The sequence below is a fragment of the Pseudomonas sp. Irchel 3A7 genome (genome assembly GCF_900187565.1).
Lineage (GTDB): Bacteria > Pseudomonadota > Gammaproteobacteria > Pseudomonadales > Pseudomonadaceae > Aquipseudomonas.
In genome coordinates this window covers 139,750-157,079 of the sequence record NZ_FYED01000014.1, presented here as the reverse complement: position 1 = coordinate 157,079, position 17,330 = coordinate 139,750, and the positions used below count along the sequence as shown (strand labels likewise).

The 17,330-nt window shown below is 58.4% G+C and carries 14 protein-coding genes; 5 read left to right on the top strand and 9 right to left on the bottom strand.

All coding sequences use genetic code 11. The features are described 5' to 3' along the window. Positions 1–91 precede the first annotated feature (91 nt). Positions 92–2,113, top strand: a complete 2,022-nt coding sequence (locus CKW21_RS22755) for an alkyl/aryl-sulfatase (protein ID WP_095196146.1) — start codon at positions 92–94, stop codon at positions 2,111–2,113. Between the two features lie 365 nt (positions 2,114–2,478). Beyond that, the gene (locus CKW21_RS22750) at positions 2,479–4,734 is read left to right on the top strand and encodes a TonB-dependent siderophore receptor (RefSeq protein WP_095196145.1); all 2,256 of its coding nucleotides are present in this window, start codon (positions 2,479–2,481) and stop codon (positions 4,732–4,734) included. A 407-nt stretch (positions 4,735–5,141) separates the two neighbouring features. Here the strand turns inward: CKW21_RS22750 and CKW21_RS22745 are convergent, their stop codons facing one another. From CKW21_RS22745 to CKW21_RS22725, 5 genes are all read right to left on the bottom strand, one after another. Beyond that, positions 5,142–5,966 (bottom strand): DUF3618 domain-containing protein, encoded by an 825-nt coding sequence (locus CKW21_RS22745; RefSeq protein ID WP_095196144.1) that lies wholly within the window; start codon positions 5,964–5,966, stop codon positions 5,142–5,144. Beyond that, entirely contained in the window at positions 5,963–6,391 is a 429-nt protein-coding gene (locus CKW21_RS22740; RefSeq protein WP_095196143.1) for a phage holin family protein, read from the bottom strand. The genes CKW21_RS22745 and CKW21_RS22740 overlap by 4 nt, the downstream gene beginning before the upstream one ends. After that, a complete protein-coding gene (locus CKW21_RS22735; RefSeq protein ID WP_095196142.1) occupies positions 6,391–7,041 on the bottom strand; it encodes a hypothetical protein in 651 nt (216 codons plus the stop codon). The genes CKW21_RS22740 and CKW21_RS22735 overlap by 1 nt, the downstream gene beginning before the upstream one ends. A 406-nt stretch (positions 7,042–7,447) precedes the next feature. Further along, positions 7,448–8,566 carry a carboxylate-amine ligase gene (locus CKW21_RS22730; protein ID WP_095196141.1) on the bottom strand — a complete coding sequence of 373 codons (1,119 nt, stop codon included), beginning with the start codon at positions 8,564–8,566 and terminating at the stop codon, positions 7,448–7,450. 12 nt (positions 8,567–8,578) lie between these two features. Then, positions 8,579–8,869 carry a hypothetical protein gene (locus CKW21_RS22725; protein ID WP_095196140.1) on the bottom strand — a complete coding sequence of 97 codons (291 nt, stop codon included), beginning with the start codon at positions 8,867–8,869 and terminating at the stop codon, positions 8,579–8,581. Positions 8,870–9,303: 434 nt separating this feature from the next. On the opposite strand from CKW21_RS22725, the gene CKW21_RS22720 reads away from it, so the two are divergent. Then, positions 9,304–9,600, top strand: a complete 297-nt coding sequence (locus CKW21_RS22720; protein WP_095196139.1) for a DUF1652 domain-containing protein — start codon at positions 9,304–9,306, stop codon at positions 9,598–9,600. Here CKW21_RS22720 and CKW21_RS22715 read toward each other — a convergent pair. Next, the gene (locus CKW21_RS22715; protein WP_095196214.1) at positions 9,557–9,790 is read right to left on the bottom strand and encodes a hypothetical protein; all 234 of its coding nucleotides are present in this window, start codon (positions 9,788–9,790) and stop codon (positions 9,557–9,559) included. The genes CKW21_RS22720 and CKW21_RS22715 overlap by 44 nt on opposite strands. A 250-nt stretch (positions 9,791–10,040) precedes the next feature. Between CKW21_RS22715 and CKW21_RS31185 the strand changes: the two genes are divergently transcribed. Then, positions 10,041–10,454, top strand: a complete 414-nt coding sequence (locus tag CKW21_RS31185; protein WP_141233009.1) for a YgjV family protein — start codon at positions 10,041–10,043, stop codon at positions 10,452–10,454. 46 nt (positions 10,455–10,500) lie between these two features. On the opposite strand, the gene CKW21_RS22705 is transcribed toward CKW21_RS31185, so the two are convergent. Next, the gene (locus CKW21_RS22705; RefSeq protein ID WP_095196138.1) at positions 10,501–13,524 is read right to left on the bottom strand and encodes an FAD-binding and (Fe-S)-binding domain-containing protein; all 3,024 of its coding nucleotides are present in this window, start codon (positions 13,522–13,524) and stop codon (positions 10,501–10,503) included. Between the two features lie 157 nt (positions 13,525–13,681). On the opposite strand from CKW21_RS22705, the gene CKW21_RS22700 reads away from it, so the two are divergent. Further along, positions 13,682–14,566, top strand: a complete 885-nt coding sequence (locus CKW21_RS22700; protein WP_095196137.1) for a LysR substrate-binding domain-containing protein — start codon at positions 13,682–13,684, stop codon at positions 14,564–14,566. 177 nt (positions 14,567–14,743) lie between these two features. Here the strand turns inward: CKW21_RS22700 and CKW21_RS22695 are convergent, their stop codons facing one another. Both CKW21_RS22695 and CKW21_RS22690 read right to left on the bottom strand, forming a co-directional pair. Further along, complete coding sequence (locus tag CKW21_RS22695; protein ID WP_095196136.1) at positions 14,744–16,288, bottom strand: amidase family protein; 1,545 nt, start codon at positions 16,286–16,288, stop codon at positions 14,744–14,746. 158 nt (positions 16,289–16,446) lie between these two features. Then, complete coding sequence (locus tag CKW21_RS22690) at positions 16,447–17,283, bottom strand: glycine betaine ABC transporter substrate-binding protein (RefSeq protein WP_256590319.1); 837 nt, start codon at positions 17,281–17,283, stop codon at positions 16,447–16,449. Positions 17,284–17,330 lie beyond the last annotated feature (47 nt).

Below are 17,330 nucleotides of genomic sequence, written 5' to 3'. Positions count from 1 at the left end.
GAATATGCTATTCCTTGCCGGGCGGGTCAAGACAAGCAAGAACAAGCCAGTGCCATCAACGGCATCGACACTCCTGGCGAAGGAACACTTCATGAATAACAAGACCCTCAGTTGCGCTCTGGCCATCGCACTGTCTACGGGCTTCAGCCCCACCCTTTTTGCTGCTCAGACAACTGCCGTGCCGGCCGCGATCGAGCATTTCGATAACAAAGGAAAATCGCCGTCGACGTACACCATTGAATTTCAGAAAGGTGTGCGCGAAACGCTTCCTTTTGCAGACAAGCGCGATTTTGAAGAAGCCAAAAAAGGCTTCATCGCAGCACCGCCCTACAACAAGATCATGGCCGAAGCGGGGAACGTCGCCTGGAATATGGGCAGCTACAACTTCCTGTTGGACGGCAAGGACTTCGACACGGTCAATCCGTCGCTGCAGCGCCAGGCCTTGCTCAACATGGCCTACGGTCTGTACGAGGTGGTGCCGGACAGGATCTACCAGATACGCGGCTTTGACCTGGCCAATATCACGTTTATCAAGGGCGAAACCGGCTGGATAGTTTTCGACACCCTGACCTCAAAGGAAACCGCCTGGGCGGCGCTGGAATTCATCAATGAAAAACTGGGCAAGCGCCCGGTAGTGGCTGTGGTGATTTCTCACTCCCACGCGGACCACTTCGGCGGTGTCCGTGGCGTTATCGAGGAAGCGGACGTGCGCAGCGGCAAGGTCGCGCTGATCGCCCCCGTGGGCTTCATGGAACATGCGGTGGCTGAAAACGTTTACGCCGGCAATGCCATGACCCGACGGGCGTTCTTTCAATACGGCCTGCTTTTGCCGCGCAGCCCCTACGGTCATGTCGACATGGCCATCGGAAAAAACGCCGCCGCCGGCAACATGGGCCTGATCGAACCCAATCGATACATCGAAAAGGATTTCGAAAGCCTGACAATCGACGGGGTACAAATGGAGTTCCAGAACACGCCTGGCACCGAAGCACCGTCGGAAATGAATACCTGGTTCCCGCAATTCAAAACGTTCTGGGCGGCCGAGAACATCACCGGCACCATTCACAACATCTACACCCTGCGCGGTGCTTTGGTTCGTGATCCGCTGGTGTGGTCAAAGCACATCAACAACGCCCTGTATCGCTACGGCCAGCAGGCTGATGTGATGCTCGCCGCGCACAACTGGCCGCGCTGGGGCAATGAACGGATCCAGGAAGTGATGCGCGCACAGCGCGATGCCTATGCCAACCTGAATAACGCCGTCCTGCACGCGGCGAACCAGGGCGTCACCATCAACGAGATCCAGAATGTCTACAAGTTGCCCGAGAGCTTGAAGAAGAACTGGGCGACCCATAGCTATCACGGTTCGGAAGAACACAACAGCCGCGCGGTGATCAACCGATACCTGGGTTATTGGGATGCCAATCCTGCCACGCTGATGCCGCTGTCACCGAAGGATTCGGCACCGCTGTACGTCGAAATGATGGGTGGCGCAGCAAAGATCATGACCAAGGGCAAAGCCTTGTTCGATGAGGGAAAATACCGCGAAGCTTATGAAATTCTCAATAAGCTGGTGTATGCCGAACCGCAAAACGTCCAGGCCAAGGACCTGCTGGCGGATGTCTATGAGCAAGTGGGCTATCAGAAGGAAAGTGCCGGCGTACGCAACAGCTTCCTTGCGGCTGCCTATGAATTGCGCCACGGCATGCCCAAGGGCCTGCCGCCAAAATCCGGCGGCCCCGACACGATCCGCGCCATGAGCACAGAGTTGTGGCTCGAATATCTCGGCATCGCCCTGGACGGCAGCAAGGTTGCGGACTTGCACTTCGTCCTGAACCTCAAGACGCCGGACAATGGTGAACAATTCGTGGTGGAGCTGAGCAATTCAACGCTGACCAGTCTCAAGGGCCAGCAGGCAAAAAACGCCGACCTGACCCTCACCCTCGATCGCTCGGCGCTTGAAGGCGTGATGGCGAAGCAGACCAGCCTCGATCAGCTGGTCGCGCAAGGCAAGGCGACCTTTGAAGGCGATCCCAAACCGTTCGCCCGGCTGATGGCCGCCATGACCCCGTTCACCCCGGACTTTGAACTTCTACCGGGTACAAAGCAGTAACGCCAATTGTGCGGTTAACTCTGCCAATGGACAGGCAACCTGGCGCGTCTGCGGCTTGGACGCGCCCACTCAACACCTGGTTTCGCCAGGGTTTTATTGAACCCCGCACAAATCTATCGACGGTCAAGTCAGCTAAACGCGCTTGCAACGTAGCCCCGTGCCAGGGTGAATCCTTCGCAACGCGACAGCAGAAACACTACGCGGTACTTCTCCGGCAGATCCCCAAGCGCAGTGGCCCGGGAAATGTGCCCGGGCGCCATCTCATTTGATAAATAATCTCAAATGCGTACAAACCACATTACAGATTAATTCACATATGCGTATGATATAGATTCTCAATAACAGCAAACCAAATGTGAGTCCGCATGACCGCTCTCCTCTCCCTGTGTTCACAAAATCCCGTTACGCCGCGTTCGCCTTCGACCGTGCGCCCGTTGGCTCTCGCCGTGCACATGCTGGCAGCCGGCATCGCCATCACTGCGCCTTATGTGCAGGCGGCGGAACAGACTGAGCAGACCGAGACGGGAGGTGCCTTGAACCTGGCGCCTATCGCTATCACAGAGACTGCCGCCCGTGTACGCAGCGCCGTGACCGAAGACACCCACTCGTACACGACAGAGGCTGCACGCACGGCCACGCCGTTGAATATGTCGCTGCGGGAGACGCCGCAGTCGGTCAGCGTCATCACCCAACAGCGCATCCAGGACCAGGATCTCAATACCATCCTCGACGTGGTCAACAATGCCACGGGGGTGTCGGTCAACCGCTACGAGACAAGCCGGGCGCAGTTCAACGCCCGGGGCTTTGAACTCAACTCGCTGATGATCGATGGCGTACCCACCATCTTCGAGCAGCCATGGAGTTCGGGGGAGATTTTCAGCAGCCTGGCCATGTATGACCGCGTTGAAATCGTGCGCGGTGCCAACGGGTTGATGACCGGTGCCGGCGATCCTTCGGCGACCATCAACATGGTGCGCAAACGCGCCAACAGTAGAGATCTGAAAGGCTCGCTGGAACTGAGCGCCGGTACCTGGGACACCTATGGCGTCGAGGCCGATGTGTCCACCGCGCTGAATTCGGAAGGCACTGTGCGTGGGCGTCTGGTCGCGGAGACCAACGAAGGCGACACCTGGATCGATATGAATTCGAACAAGCGCCAGACCCTGTACGGCACCATGGATATCGACCTGACCCCCGACACCACGCTGTGGTTCGGCTTGAGCCGGCAGGAAAGCAATGCCGACTCGCCGATGTGGGGTGGCCTGCCCGTCTGGTACGCCGACGGCAGCCGCACCCACTGGAGCCGCTCGAAGACCACCTCCGCCAAGTGGAGCAAGTGGGACACCACCTTCGAGACCTACTTCGTCAACCTCGACCACAGGTTCGCCAACGACTGGCAAATGAACCTCAGCTACAACCGTGGCGAGCGAAACGGCGACTCTTCCCTGCTCTACCTCTCTGGCAATCCTGGCCAGAATGGCAGCTCCGGCATGTCTTCGTTCCCGGCGACCTACAAGACCGAGACCACCCAGGATGACTACGGCATCCGCTTCAGTGGCCCGTTCTCGATGTTGGGCCGTGAGCACGAATTGGCCTTTGGTTATGTGGACAGCAAACAGAAATTCGACGCCGATGCCCTCAACGCGCAAACCGGGTTTGACGGTGTTGCCGACTTCGATGCCTACAACGGCGATTTCCCCGAGCCGATCTGGGGTCCGAGGGAAGACTACGGCTACAGCGAGACCCGACAAAAAGGGCTGTATGCGGCAACACGCTTGAACGTGACCGACGATTTGAAAGTGATTCTTGGCGCACGTGAGAGCTGGTACGAAAAGACCAGTGATGACATCTATTCGGAAGTGAGCAAGATCGATGTCGATCATGAGCTGACCCCTTATGCAGGTGTGGTCTATGACCTCACCGACAACCTCTCGGCCTATGCCAGCTACACGGAAATCTTCCTGCCGCAGTCGGTGCGTGACAGCAGTGGCCAGCAACTGGAGCCCATCGTTGGCGAGAGCAGTGAAATCGGCCTGAAAGGTGAGTACTTCGGGGGCCGCTTGAACGCCTCCGCGGCCATCTTCCAGATCAAACAGGATAACCTGGGCCAGAGCACCGGCGTGCTGATCGATCCGTCGAACCCTGTCGGCGGCTACGCCTACGAGGCCAGCGAAGGCGCGACCAGCAAGGGCTTCGAGCTGGAAGTCTCCGGCGAACTGGCGACCGACTGGAATGCCTCGGTGGGCTACACCCAGTTCACCGCCGAAGATGCCAACGGCGACGATGTGAACACGCTATACCCAACCAAACTGTTGCGTACGTTCACCACCTATCGCCTGCCCGGCATGTTCAACAAGCTGACCATTGGCGGCGGCGTCAACTGGCAGGATTCGATCTACACCTACGCCACCAACCCGGCAGGCAACTCCGAGAAGATTCAGCAGGATGCCTACGCGCTGGTCAACCTGATGGCGCGCTACGAGATCACCGATAACCTCTCGGCGCAGGTCAATGCCAACAACGTCACCGATGAGAAGTACTTCGACATTTTCGATGCCTACGGTGCGCTGACATACGGTGCGCCCCGCAGCATTACCGCGTCCGCGAAGTACCGTTTCTGAGTTACCCAGCGCAGCGGCGAGGTACTCTGTTACCTGGATGAACCCGACGCGATGACACAACACCGGCCTTGCGCCGGTGTTGTACTTATTGCGGTCCATGGCATCGAGGAACTTCCATCCGGCGCTATCCGGTCGCCGTCAGTCACGGCCAGGACGAACCTTCCCGCTAAAGACGCTGAAGCCGAAGGTGTTGTAGGAATGGCCGGTCATATGCTCTGCAGTCAATGCGCGGGGAACCATACAGCCGCCAATACCGCATGCCCAGCGCACCGCCTGGCGACGCGCCGGTGCTCAATTGTGACATCGGATCAATGGAACACCCAGTCTATGAATCCAGCTATCCGCAGCGTTTGATAACCGCTCCCTTACGGAAGGCCCATTGCAGGCCTTCCGTGGGAGCCGCAGTGTCAGGACGTCCCCAGCCCCTTGGTAAGATCGGCTGAAGCATTGGCTGCAGTCGTGGGCCCTGACTCCCGGTTGGCCCGATTTTCCGAATGCTCGGTTGTCTTGGTGACGGTATCGCGCACCGCCTCGTAGCCTTCTTGTGCCTGCTTCTTCACCTTATCCACCAGGCCGGCGCTTTTACGCCCCAGATAGCGCTGCTCAGTGCTGGTCGTCGGCAACGCCGCACCCAGCAACGCGCCCAAAGCGATACCCGCCGCGGCAACCATCAGCGGTTGCTCCTTGAGCAAATGATTGAATTGCTGACCCAAGACCTGAGTGTTGCGCGCAATCCGGTCACTGGCGTCATGCGCCGCGTGGCTGATGCTTTCGGCAGCAGCACCGACGTTGTCGCCTGCCCTCGCAGCCTTGCTTTTGAGTGACTGATATCCCCCCTTCAGTGAATCGGCGGTTTGATGCAGATGCTCGCGTGCGCCGTCGATGCCGTCCGCCAGATCATCGGCCCACTCGCCGACCCTGCCCTGGTCGGGCCCGGTTCGATACCCGGGATAAGCGACCGGGGGACGATTTTGGCCCATCATCAGCCACAGCAAACCGACCGAGGTCAGCACGGCGGGAACTGGGTTGTTACGCACACTGGTGCCCAGATTGCTCATGAACGTTGTGCCATTGTTCTGCATCATGCCCCAGGCCTGGTCGAACATTTGCCCGGGGGTGAATTTGCTTTCCAGCGCATCGACGATATTGCCGATGCTGGCCCGCTGCGCATCGATCTCACGCTCGATCTGTTCGGGGCTTTTTTCCGATTCGATGTCCAATTCGCTTTTCATGTGACTTTCCTCCGCAGCGCTTCCTGATCTTTATTCAAAGCGTCCAGGGTCCGGTCGGGCTTGAAGTGGGACGGCTCGAATTGTTTTTTTCCCGATTGCAGCATGGCGAACCCGACGATCATCACCACCACACCGACTATCAGTGCAGCCAGCCAGGGCGCCATGACGGTGCTCAACCCGTACACCGCTGACATCAACAGAATGATAAAACCCGCCAACAGCACAATTGCACCGCCGGCCACGGCGGCGATCCCTGCCTTGAGGGTGGTCAGGCTGGCTTGCAGTTCGGCCTTGGCCAGCGCCAGCTCCTTCGTAAACAGGGCAGGCACTTCCCGGGATAATTGCCGCAGCAAGCCGATCATCGAAGCATCGTCAGACGCCGATATAGGTCTTGAGCCGGGCAGCTCGGTATCTTCTCTGTTCATCACACGTCTCCTTTAAAGATTGGCGCACCCGTTGCCGATGAGGTGGCGAAGTCCGACCGATGATCCTGTTCATGGGGCGAAGCGGGTGTGATGCCGGTGGCCAGACCCGGATTCGGATCAGTGTGCGGGGCGATGGGTGACTCATAAGGTCGATGAGCACCAAATCCGCCTGCGGGAGGCGTCGAGCTGCTCGCAGATGAATCGCTTGCCGCATCAAGGGGCGCAGTCGACGCACTGCCTGCCTTCAAGAATCGCGACAGACCGAAGCCCAACGCAATGCTGCCGGCGATGAACAGCGTCGGGTTGCTCCGCGCCAGTTCGGCGGCGTCATGCAGGAGCTGTTCAGCACTTTTGCCGCGTAGACTCCCGGCGAGTCCGCTCATCGACTCCGCCATGTCGCTGAGGTAATCGGACATGCCGAGCGTGTCCTTTTCCTCGAGTTCGGAAACAAAGGATTTTGCCCCTTTTGCCAAGGCCTCGATCTGATCCGCGGCAGTGTCACGGTACTCACCGAACTGAGCATCGGCTTGCTCACGCACGCCCCCCAGCGCCTCGGTGACATCCTCTTTAAGATCCTGAAAAGCGTGCTCAGGCTTGCCGGGATCCGGGTTATTTGCCTGAGTTCCCGCCCTGCTATCTGAAGTATTCATGTCGTCCCTCGCCTTCTGTTTGAGAAGCGTTGCGGGAGTTCACAGCGAGATGCCCTGAGCCCCCTCATAGCAGAGGACGGAGCAGCCGTGTCGGGAGTTCAAAGCGGATGATGAGCGCGATGTTTATGTCGGAGCGAGCCTGCTCGGAATGCTGTTCATTTAAGAGAATCTTGAGTCTTACCAAACCTTGTGGCGAGCGAGCTTGGTCCGGGCGGCGTTCCGACGTTGGGCTGCGCAGCGGCCCCAAAAAATCTGACATCATCGCGATTTTCGTGAGTGCTGCGCACTCAAGCGGGACGATGCGGCGCCCCGACAAGCTCCCTCGCCACAGACTTCTCACTGACTCAAGATCCGCCTAAGTGAACAGCATTATCCAATAGATCGGACTTTGCGTGATGCCTTGTACTCACGCTGTTTCCAGCAACAACTGGTCAACCACTCGTGAGAGTGCTGCCTGGACGCTCAAGCCGCTGCCGATGGCGCTTTCGTAGACGACACGTTGCCGTTCTGCGCTGGTACCGGAGTGGATCATTCGGCGAATCCGGGAAAATACGTTTTCGACGCCCAGTGTTCGAGCGGTATCTCCCAGGATTTGCTCTACCAGGAAAAGCCATTGATCGATCGTGCAAGGCCGCTCGAAACCCTCAACGAGAAACGATGCATGGATTCCGGACCTTTTTGCTCTCCAGCGGTTCTCCATCAGTATCCACCGGGATTGCTGCGAGTAAGCCGCTCCCGGATGAGGTTGCTCGATGGCGTAGGCAATCATCAATCGGAAAAAGCAGGCAATAGTCAAAGCATCATCCAAACGCGGACAGGCGTCCGTCATTCGCAATTCCAGCGTCGGGAACCTTGCTGAAGGCCGTACCCCCCACCAGCAGTCACTTGGGGTTCTCATCGAGCCGGTTGAAACCAAAAAGGCAACGTAGGCTTTATAGGCAGGTTCATCTTCAAGGAATTCCGGAATGCCCATCCGGGGCCATTCATCACAGGCTGTCTGCCGATAACTGGCAAATCCGCTATCGCAACCGTCCCAAAATGGAGAGGAGCTGCTCAAGGCCAATAGCATGGGTGTCCACGCAAGCACCTCGTTCATGACCTGAATTCGATCCAGGTGATGCGCAATTTCTACATGCACGTGCAGACCCGAGAGCAGACTGCGTCGAGCTACACGTTGATAATCGTTGAACAGCTGCTGAAAATGATACTGGTCTGTGGGGTGCTGAATACGCCAGTCCGCCAAGGGATGACTACCGGCACACAGCAATCCCAGGTCAAAAGCCTGGAGAGCATGCTTCAATGTGCCTCGGGCGTTAGCGAGAAATTCCGCTGCCTGCGCCAGGTCGGTGAACACAGGTGAAGCCACTTCGATCTGCGCCTGGAACATCTCGTACGCGAAACTTTGGCCCAGTTCGGTTTTGCATTTGTCACTCACCGCGTGGACGAGCGTTCCAGGCATGTGTCGAGTGACCAGATCGGTAATGAAATATTCCTCTTCAATACCGAACTTTAGCTGGCGGTTCATTGCTTCCATTCCCTAAACGGCATCCGGATCAATCGACAGCATTGACGCTTGAACCGGGTGATAGTCTTCGCCTGCGACTGCACGCAAGTAAGCCTGATCTGCTTCTACGCGCAAGTCCCGCCACTCCTCCCAATCAATGATGCCCTGACGATCCATCTCATCCGCCTGGCGAAGCAATTCTTCGTGATAGGTATCTGGACGATCCATACGCAGGGCGCTGGCCTCGAACACGCGATACCACAATGCCAGGGCGTTTAGTCTTTTCTCCTGAGCGGGCGTCAGCTGATTCTCGAAAGAGTTCATGACCGCATTCATTCCACAGGTGTTTTCGAATGGATCCGCAGAACTCGACACACGTTCATGACCGCCGACCAGAGGTGCTCAAACCTCATAAAGTGATGCGATTCATTCGGTTACTGAATGACCCAATGCCCCGGGATTCAACCTGGGAAATGAATCGTTACGAATGAGGGTAAAAACGCGGCGGCAATCAAGCCGACGTCACCGCCAACGACGTCGTCCGCCGCAAAGAATCTTCGGGGCGGCAGATGAGGTGTCGCTGCGAGCCATCACTCAGATTGAAAGGATCTAATGTCCTGAAGGATCGGATCTAGAATTAATAGTGAGCCTCCAGCCAACGATTCAGGCGAAGCCCAATCAAGCCCGTTACTTCGCGGCGCTTGCTCAATACCCCTCAGACAAAAGTCATTTGGCTGGCTCTCGTCGAGGCAAGACAGATGCTATCGACTTTAGAAATCCGGCACTTGATAGAGCAAAGCTTTTTACCCGTGCGCTGTGAATGCACAGTTGATTCGGGGGCTGCTTTGACGGTGCGATTTTTCCAGGACAATTCCAATCAGGAAATGCTTGTCGTTACCGGTATCGCGGTAGATCAACTGGCAAATGGACAAGCCATCACGAGCCTGGTGACAGGATTACGACAGGATCTCGCGCACGCCGCTTATGTCCCTCGTTCGGACAGGGCAAGCGCTATGGCAGCAACAAGGCTTCATGGATTTCAATCGAAGGGGTAGCACCGCCTTTGCGTCGGCTTTGCAGCCAGTCTCTGGTTTTGCCGACATCGAAGATCTGGCCCTGATCCATCAAGGTCAAAAGGAGCTCGTCGGAAACCCGATAGCGCCCGCAATCCGGACAATCCCTCTCCTCCCACGGGCCGTGGCAATGAATGCGCTTCGCCACGCCGACACAGATAAGACAATTCATCGCTATCACCATTTTTGTTATTGAACCTCCACGCTTCGGCAGTCGAGATGCCTCGACGTCAGGCATTGGGCTACGCTGATGAGGCTGGAAATTTGTCGACCTGAATCAACCGGAGAAAGTTCGGGGCGCTGACGCTTTCAGTACAAACAGGTCGTATCTGCCACTCTGACTGATCGAAGATGGGGTGTAGCGAAGTCATTCTCGCAGTGGAAAAGCGCAATGTTGCCGCTACGCCACCGCATCTGCCGCTATGGAAAAAATCCTGCGCCAGTCGTCTATTCTTGCCGCTATCGCAGCCTGCACAGATTTCTGTTTCGAGCACACTTGTGATCGGACATGCCGGAAAAAGTGCATCTCACTTCCAACTGTTGAAGATCGCGATTTCGAAGAGGTGCTCCCCTTGGCCTACGTTGACTGGGTTCAATGGCCTGCGATGTTGGTAACGGTACTCGCCGCGTGGCTGATTGGGTCGCAACGACCAACCCGGAGAATGACAGGATTCATCTGCTTCATCCTGAGCAACATCTTGTGGGTGGTTTGGGGGGCCTACGCACAAGCGTATGCCCTGATCGTCCTGCAGATCTGCCTCTGCGTCATGAATCTTCGGGGATTCAAAAAGAACCGGAAGGACCAGACGCAAGAGTGCAACCCTAAGCAGCCGTGACTGAAGAAACGGATGTCTCCCTGCGTCTTGAGTCAACAGCATGTCCCTACAACGGCAGCGCATGCTCCAACAGCACTTCCAGTGGGTGACGCAGTTGCCTGTCGGCCATGCGCTTGACCTGGCTGCGGCAGGAGTATCCGGTCGCCAACGCCTCCCCCTGTTTATCCAGCTTACCGGCCCATGACTGCTCGAAGATGATTCTCGAAGTGTCCTGATTGCGCGCTTCGTGGCCGTAGGTACCCGACATGCCACAGCAGCCGGTCGCCTCGGTCACCAGTTTGAGCCCAAGCCGGGAAAACAGTTTTTCCCACTGTGAAGTACTGGCCGGGACATTGGTCTTCTCAGTGCAATGCGCCAGCAAACGAAACGTCTGCGCAACAGGCTGCGGCTTTTCCGGCAGCACATCAAACAGCCACTCCTGCGGCAGCAAGACCTTCGGGCAATCATTGAGCCCCGGTACTTTCAGGTATTCCTGGCGGTAGACCAGCGTCATGGCTGGATCCAGGCCCACCAGCGGCACGCCGCAGTCTGCGAGGGCCTTGAGCTGATGGGCGTTGCGAATCGCCGCCTTGGCGAATGCACCGAGGAAACCGTGTACGTGCAAGGGTTTGCCGTTGACACTGAAAGGCGCCAGGAATACGCGGTAGCCCAGCCCGTGCGCCAACTGGATGAAGGACGCCAGCAAGGGGGTCTCGAAGTAGCGGGTGAACGCGTCCTGCACCAGCACCACGCTGCGTGAACGCTGTTGCGGGGTCAGCTCACGCAGCGCCGCGACACTGGCGACGCCCACCTTGCATCCGGCCAAGGTGGCTTGCAGGTTGTAGCGGCTGATCAGTGGGCTGTCGAGCATGCCGACATGGCGTTCGAGCAGGCGACTTATCCATTTCGAGCCCATCACCGCGTTGTACAGCCTCGGAGCGTACGCCACGTACGGCAGGGTGAATTCCAGCGAGCCGATCAGGTATTCGCGTACCGGGCGCTGGTAGCGACCGTGATACAGCTGCAGAAAACGCGAACGGAATTCCGGCACGTTGACCTTGACCGGGCATTGTCCCGCACAGGATTTACACGCCAGGCAACCGGCCATCGCGTCGTAGACCTCATGGGAAAAATCCTCCTCGCCCCGTGAACGCGCAAGATTGTTGCGCAATCGCTTCGGCAACCCGCGCAGCCACGACCATTGGCCTGCGACCGCTTCAAGCACATCAATATTGGCCGCACCTTGCAGACGCAACCACTCGCGAATCAAGGAGGCCCTGCCCTTCGGCGAATGCTGGCGTTCACGGGTGGCTTTCCACGACGGGCACATCGCATCGTCGGGATCGTAGTTGTAGCAAGCGCCGTTACCGTTGCAGTGCACGGCAGTGCCGAAGCTTTGCCAGACGCGCTCATCGATTTGCCGATCCAGATCACCGCGCAGCGTCACTTCGTTGACCTTGAGCAAGCCTTGGGCGGCATCCGGCGGGGCACAGATCTTGCCGGGGTTGAGCTGATTGTGGGGATCGAACGCGCCCTTGAGCGATTGCAGCGCCGGGTACAGCTCACCGAAAAATTCCGGGACATATTCGGACCGCAAACCCTTGCCGTGTTCGCCCCACAGCAAGCCGCCATAGCGCCGTGTCAGTTCGGCCACGGCATCGGAAATCGGTTTGACCAGCGCCGCCTGGGCCGGGTCTTTCATATCCAGCGCCGGGCGCACATGCAACACACCGGCATCGACATGACCGAACATGCCATAAGCCAGGCCATGGCTGTCCAGCAGTGCGCGGAACTCGGTGATGTAGTCGGCCAACCGCTCCGGCGGCACCGCGGTGTCTTCAACGAAAGGCTGCGGACGAATCTCGCCTTCGACGTTGCCCAGCAACCCGACTGAGCGTTTACGCATAGCGTAGACGCGGGTCACCGCTTCGGCTCCTTCGGCCAGCGTGTGCCCCAGTCGCTCGATGCTCGTGTCAGCCTGCAGATGCGCCACGAACGCCGCCACGCGCGCGTTGACTTGCGCGGCGTCTTCCCCGCTGAACTCCACCAGATTGATGCCCAGTGTCGGGCGCTCGGCGTCAGCGGGAAAATACTCGGCGACGCTGTGCCAGACGATGTCTTTCATCGCCAGCATCAACACTTTGGAGTCTACGGTTTCGATGGACAGGGGCTTGTGCGCCAGCAACGCGTTGGCGTCGCGCAGCGCATCCATGAAGCTGCTGTAGCGCACGTTCACCAACACCGAATACTTGGGGATCGGCAGTACGTTGAGCTTGGCCTCGACGATGTAGCCCAGCGAACCCTCCGCACCGCACAACACGCTATTGAGGTTGAAACGCCCCTGCTCGTCGCGCAGGTGGGCCAGGTCGTAACCGGTCAGGCAGCGGTTGAGCTTGGGGAACACGGACTCGATCAGCTCGGCCTGGGTTTCCTGGATCTGCCGCGCGGTACGGTACACCTCGCCGAGGCGGCCGGGTTGCGTGCACGCCGCATCAAGCTGCGCGTCGGTCAGCGGCTGGCTGTGCAGGCGCTCGCCACCGAGCAATACGCTGTGCAGTTCCAGCACATGATCGCGGGTCTTGCCATAGGTGCAACTGCCCTGCCCGCTGGCGTCCGTGTTGATCATTCCGCCAACGGTGGCACGGTTGGAGGTCGACAGCTCCGGGGCGAAGAACAGCCCGTGGGGCTTGAGCGCGACATTGAGCTGGTCCTTGACCACGCCCGCCTGCACCCGCACCCAACGCTCGGCGACGTTGATTTCGAGGATGCTGTTCATGTGCCGCGACAAGTCGACCACGATGCCGTCGGTCAATGACTGGCCATTGGTGCCGGTGCCGCCACCCCGCGGGGTCAGCTTGATCTGGCGAAAGCGCTGCTCGGCCATCAAGGTGGCGATGCGCACGATGTCGTCCGCGTCCAGGGGGAATACCGCTGCTTGCGGCAGGCGCTGGTAAATCGAGTTGTCGGTCGCCAGCACGGTTCGGGTGGCGTAGTCAGTACCGAGCTGACCGCGAAAGCCGCTGGCCCGCAGGGCTTGAAGAAATTCCGGGTACTGTGGCGCGGGTGCAACGGTAGACAGCTGGGCGATCATCTCGGGATGGTCTCTTGTCGGTCGAATCACGGAAAAATCAAAACACTTGTCGCCAGGGCATTAATCGGTCAGCCTCAGGTTGTCAGCGTGCCAATGATCCTGCAGGCTCCGGCGCCGGACAAACGGATAATCCTGCCGCTATCGATGACTTTTACGAATGAATTACCGCCACCTCACCCCTTCCATGTCGTTGCTGCTGGCGTTTGAAGCCGCCGCTCGCCATGAAAGCTACACACGCGCCGCGGTGGAACTCTCGCTGACTCAAAGCGCGGTCAGCCGACAGGTCCAGGCGCTGGAGCAGCAACTGGGCCTGACGCTGTTTCGCCGGGAAGGCCGGCAGGTGCAGTTGACCGATGTCGGCCGCCTTTATCAGCGGGAACTGAGCGAAGCGCTCGGACGCATACGCAGCGCCACCTTGCAGGCCATGGCTTATCAGTCGGGCAGCGGAACCTTGCGCCTGGCCACCTTGCCGACGTTCGGCTCGAAGTGGTTATTGCCACGCCTTCACGACTTCTACAAAACCCATCCCGGCATGCTGGTGCACATCAATTCCCGGATCGACGCCATCGACTTCGAGACCAGTGGCATCGATGCCGCGATCGTCGTCGGTAACGCCGACATGCCGGGTCTGATCAGCCATCGCCTGCACACCGAAGAATTGATGGTGATCATGTCGGCACAAGCGGCGGCGGCCCATGACACCTGGACACCGGAGCGCATTGGCACACAGACGCTGCTCAACGTCGCGAACAACGCCAACGTCTGGGGCGAGTGGTTCAGCCACCACGGCCTGCCCCATCGGATGATGCGGCTGGGGCCGAGTTTCGAACTCACCTCGCACTTGATCCAGGCCGTGAGGGCCGGCATCGGCATCGGCCTGGTACCGCGGATCCTGGTCGCCGATGAGTTGGCCAACGCAGAACTGATCAGCCTCGGCCAGCCCTTCGCCAGTCAGCGCAGTTACTACCTGACGTATCCGCCACGCAACGAAAGGCTGCCATCACTCATCGCGTTCCGTACCTGGTTGCTGGAACAAATCTGACCGATGCCGCTGATCTGAATCTGTGGGCATCCAGGTACCCCGCGTTATCGTTGACCACCATCGCGAGCAAGCTCGGCTCCTACAAAGTCTTGCGCTGAATCTGTGGGAGCGAGCCTGCTCGCGAAGAACGTATGGGCGACGCAGGCACGCGTTTTCATAGACGACCCATCTGCGCAATCACCGCCCCAGGAATGCGTAGCCGTAGCTCACGACCTTGGCGTCTTCACCGTAACCGCCCAGGAACGAAACACCCACCGGCAGATTGCCCTTGATGGTGCCTGCCGGAACCGTGATTTCGGGAAACCCGGTGGCGGAGGCAATGTACGACGAGGCGTAGGTATCACCGGCGTTGCACAGGTAACTGTCATCCGTCACGCCGTGAACCACCGAGGCCGGGCAGTTGATCGTCGCAAAGAACAGACTGTCCACTTGGTTCTTCTTCATGATGTCCATCAGTTGCGCGCGCAACTGCGGGATCTTTCTGGAGAGGATGGAGATGTACTGCGGCGAATCGGTGCCGGTGGTGTTCGATACCGCTTCCAGTCCGGCCAGGCGCGCCGGATTCATGCCATGCGCTGCGTTGTCAGCCTGATTCTTTTTCGCCAGATCAAGGAACCGGGCCAGCGTTCGCGGTTGGCTCGGGCCAAGGGTGGCCAGGTATCGCTCGAACTGCGGCTTGAATTCGCTCTCTCCCACCGGGCCGAGCACATCGCTCCAAAGGGTTTCAAATGCCTTCGGCAGCTCGATGGAAACGACATGCGCCCCACGCTGGCCAAGGGTTTGCTGTGCGGTTCTGAAAACCGCGTCCACCTCCGGGTTGGCGCCTTTGAAGTTGGTGATCACCCCGATGGTCTTGCCTTGAAGCGAGGAACGGTTCAGGGCTGGCTCGAACTGAATGGTGTCGGCGGCAAGGTCGAGGGTCGCCGGGTCGCTTTTGTCCTGTCCCTTGATCGCATCCAGCACGATGGCCTGATCCAGCACGCTGTTGGTAATGACGCCACCGGTATCGAACGTCAGCGAGAGCGGAATAATGCCGCTGCGACTGATCAGCCCCAGCGAAGGTCGAAAACCCACCGTGCCGGTGACGCTGGCCGGCGCGCGGATCGACCCGCTGGTATCCGACCCCAGCGCAAAGGGTGCGAACGCCGCGGCCACCGAGGCGGCAGAGCCGCTGCTGGAGCCGGAAGCATCGCGCCGGGTATTTCTCGGATTGAGCGTCTGCCCGCCAAACGAGCTGTAGCCGAACCAGCCGAAAGACGCGGCCAGTTCCGACAGGTTGGCTTTGCCGAGCAGAATCGCCTGTCCATCGATCAGCTTCTTGACGGTGAAGGCATCCTGGCTCGGCACCGATGAACGCAATACGTAAGATCCACCGGAGGTGACCAGGCCGGCGGTGTCAAAGTTGTCCTTCACCACGAACGGAATGCCGGCCAGCGGTGGATATTTGGCCTCGGGATTTTTAGCCCGTTCGGCATCCCACTGGCGGGCCTGTTCGATCGCCTGCTCATTGAGCGTCACCAGCGCATTGATGTTCCGGCCCTGATGGTTGTTCGCGCGAATGTTGTCCAGGTAGTGCCGGACCAATTGCTCGGAAGTGATGTCCCCTTTATTCAAGGCAAGACGCATGTCGGCAAGGGTCATGCGGTCAATACCGTCATCCGCTTGAGCCCTTGCCGCCAGTAGCAAAAACGAGCACGTCACCAACGTTTTATTTAACTGCATGGGTATTCTCCTCATCAGTACAGGCGAACGGAATGAGCTCATGCCCAAGTGATCGGGATGAGCGCTACCAATAAGCGGGATAAAAAGAGGCCAGCGGTCTTCAGCTGGCCTGGACAATCAAGACGAAACCGGGCGACTTCAACGCCACGGCGCAACCACTAGATCAACTTGTTCTTTTCCAGGAATTCCCTGGACACACTCTCGATTGACTCACGGCCGACATCGACCCGGGAGTTCAGACCGGCAATCGAGTCGTCGTCCAGTTTGGAAGAGAGTGCGTTGAGCAATTCGCCAATCTTCGGATTCTCTTTGAAGACTTCGGTACGAATCACCGGCGTCAATGCGTAGCTGGGGAAAAACCCTTTATCGTCCTTGAGCACGACAAAGCCGAATGCCGGAATCCTCCCATCGGTCGACAGCACCAACGCCACATTCACCTGACCGTCCCTGAGTGCCTGGTAGGTCAGGCCTCCGTCCATGCGCACGACGTTCTTGCGCTCGAACTCAAACTGGTACATGTCCTGGAGAGGACGCAGGCCATCGGAGCGTGAAAAGAACTCCGCGTTGGAAGCGAATTTATAGGTTTTGCCTTCGCCGACGTTTTTCGCCAGATCGCTGATCGAAACGATGCCCTCCTTATCGGCCTCGTCCTTGCGCATGGCAAACGCGTAGGTATTGTTGGCTTTCGATGGGTTCAACCAGGTAATGCCTTTCTCTGCGTCGAGGGCGCTGATCTTCTTGTACGTTTGCTCGGCGTCCAGTTTATCCGTCACCTTGTTGTAAATGACCAGGGAGGTCCCGGTGTATTCCCAATACACATCGACCTGACCGTTCTCTTGTGCCGCGCGCAATACAGACGAGCCCAGGTCCGGACGTTTATCGACGCTGTATCCATTGGCGCGCAGTAATTGTGTGGTCATTTCCGCCACCAGTTGCTGCTCGGTAAACTTCTTGCCGCCGACCACGATGGTGCTGTTGGCAGAAGCAGTCCCCATGGAACCTGAAACAAGGCCAAGCGTTAGGATCAGACTGGTTAGCATGC

Excerpts from the sequence above, each read along its gene's own strand:
- CKW21_RS22735 (WP_095196142.1), bottom strand. The coding sequence starts at position 7,041 with ATGAATACTTCAGATAGCAGGGCGGGAACTCAGGCAAATAACCCGGAT.
- CKW21_RS22705 (WP_095196138.1), bottom strand. The coding sequence starts at position 13,524 with ATGATCGCCCAGCTGTCTACCGTTGCACCCGCGCCACAGTACCCGGAA.
- CKW21_RS22695 (WP_095196136.1), bottom strand. The coding sequence starts at position 16,288 with ATGCAGTTAAATAAAACGTTGGTGACGTGCTCGTTTTTGCTACTGGCG.
- CKW21_RS22690 (WP_256590319.1), bottom strand. The coding sequence starts at position 17,283 with ATGGGGACTGCTTCTGCCAACAGCACCATCGTGGTCGGCGGCAAGAAG.
- CKW21_RS22725 (WP_095196140.1), bottom strand. The coding sequence starts at position 8,869 with ATGAACTCTTTCGAGAATCAGCTGACGCCCGCTCAGGAGAAAAGACTA.
- CKW21_RS31185 (WP_141233009.1), top strand. The coding sequence starts at position 10,041 with ATGGAAAAAATCCTGCGCCAGTCGTCTATTCTTGCCGCTATCGCAGCC.
- CKW21_RS22730 (WP_095196141.1), bottom strand. The coding sequence starts at position 8,566 with ATGAACCGCCAGCTAAAGTTCGGTATTGAAGAGGAATATTTCATTACC.
- CKW21_RS22755 (WP_095196146.1), top strand. The coding sequence starts at position 92 with ATGAATAACAAGACCCTCAGTTGCGCTCTGGCCATCGCACTGTCTACG.
- CKW21_RS22700 (WP_095196137.1), top strand. The coding sequence starts at position 13,682 with ATGAATTACCGCCACCTCACCCCTTCCATGTCGTTGCTGCTGGCGTTT.
- CKW21_RS22715 (WP_095196214.1), bottom strand. The coding sequence starts at position 9,790 with ATGAATTGTCTTATCTGTGTCGGCGTGGCGAAGCGCATTCATTGCCAC.
- CKW21_RS22745 (WP_095196144.1), bottom strand. The coding sequence starts at position 5,966 with ATGAAAAGCGAATTGGACATCGAATCGGAAAAAAGCCCCGAACAGATC.
- CKW21_RS22740 (WP_095196143.1), bottom strand. The coding sequence starts at position 6,391 with ATGAACAGAGAAGATACCGAGCTGCCCGGCTCAAGACCTATATCGGCG.
- CKW21_RS22720 (WP_095196139.1), top strand. The coding sequence starts at position 9,304 with ATGCTATCGACTTTAGAAATCCGGCACTTGATAGAGCAAAGCTTTTTA.
- CKW21_RS22750 (WP_095196145.1), top strand. The coding sequence starts at position 2,479 with ATGACCGCTCTCCTCTCCCTGTGTTCACAAAATCCCGTTACGCCGCGT.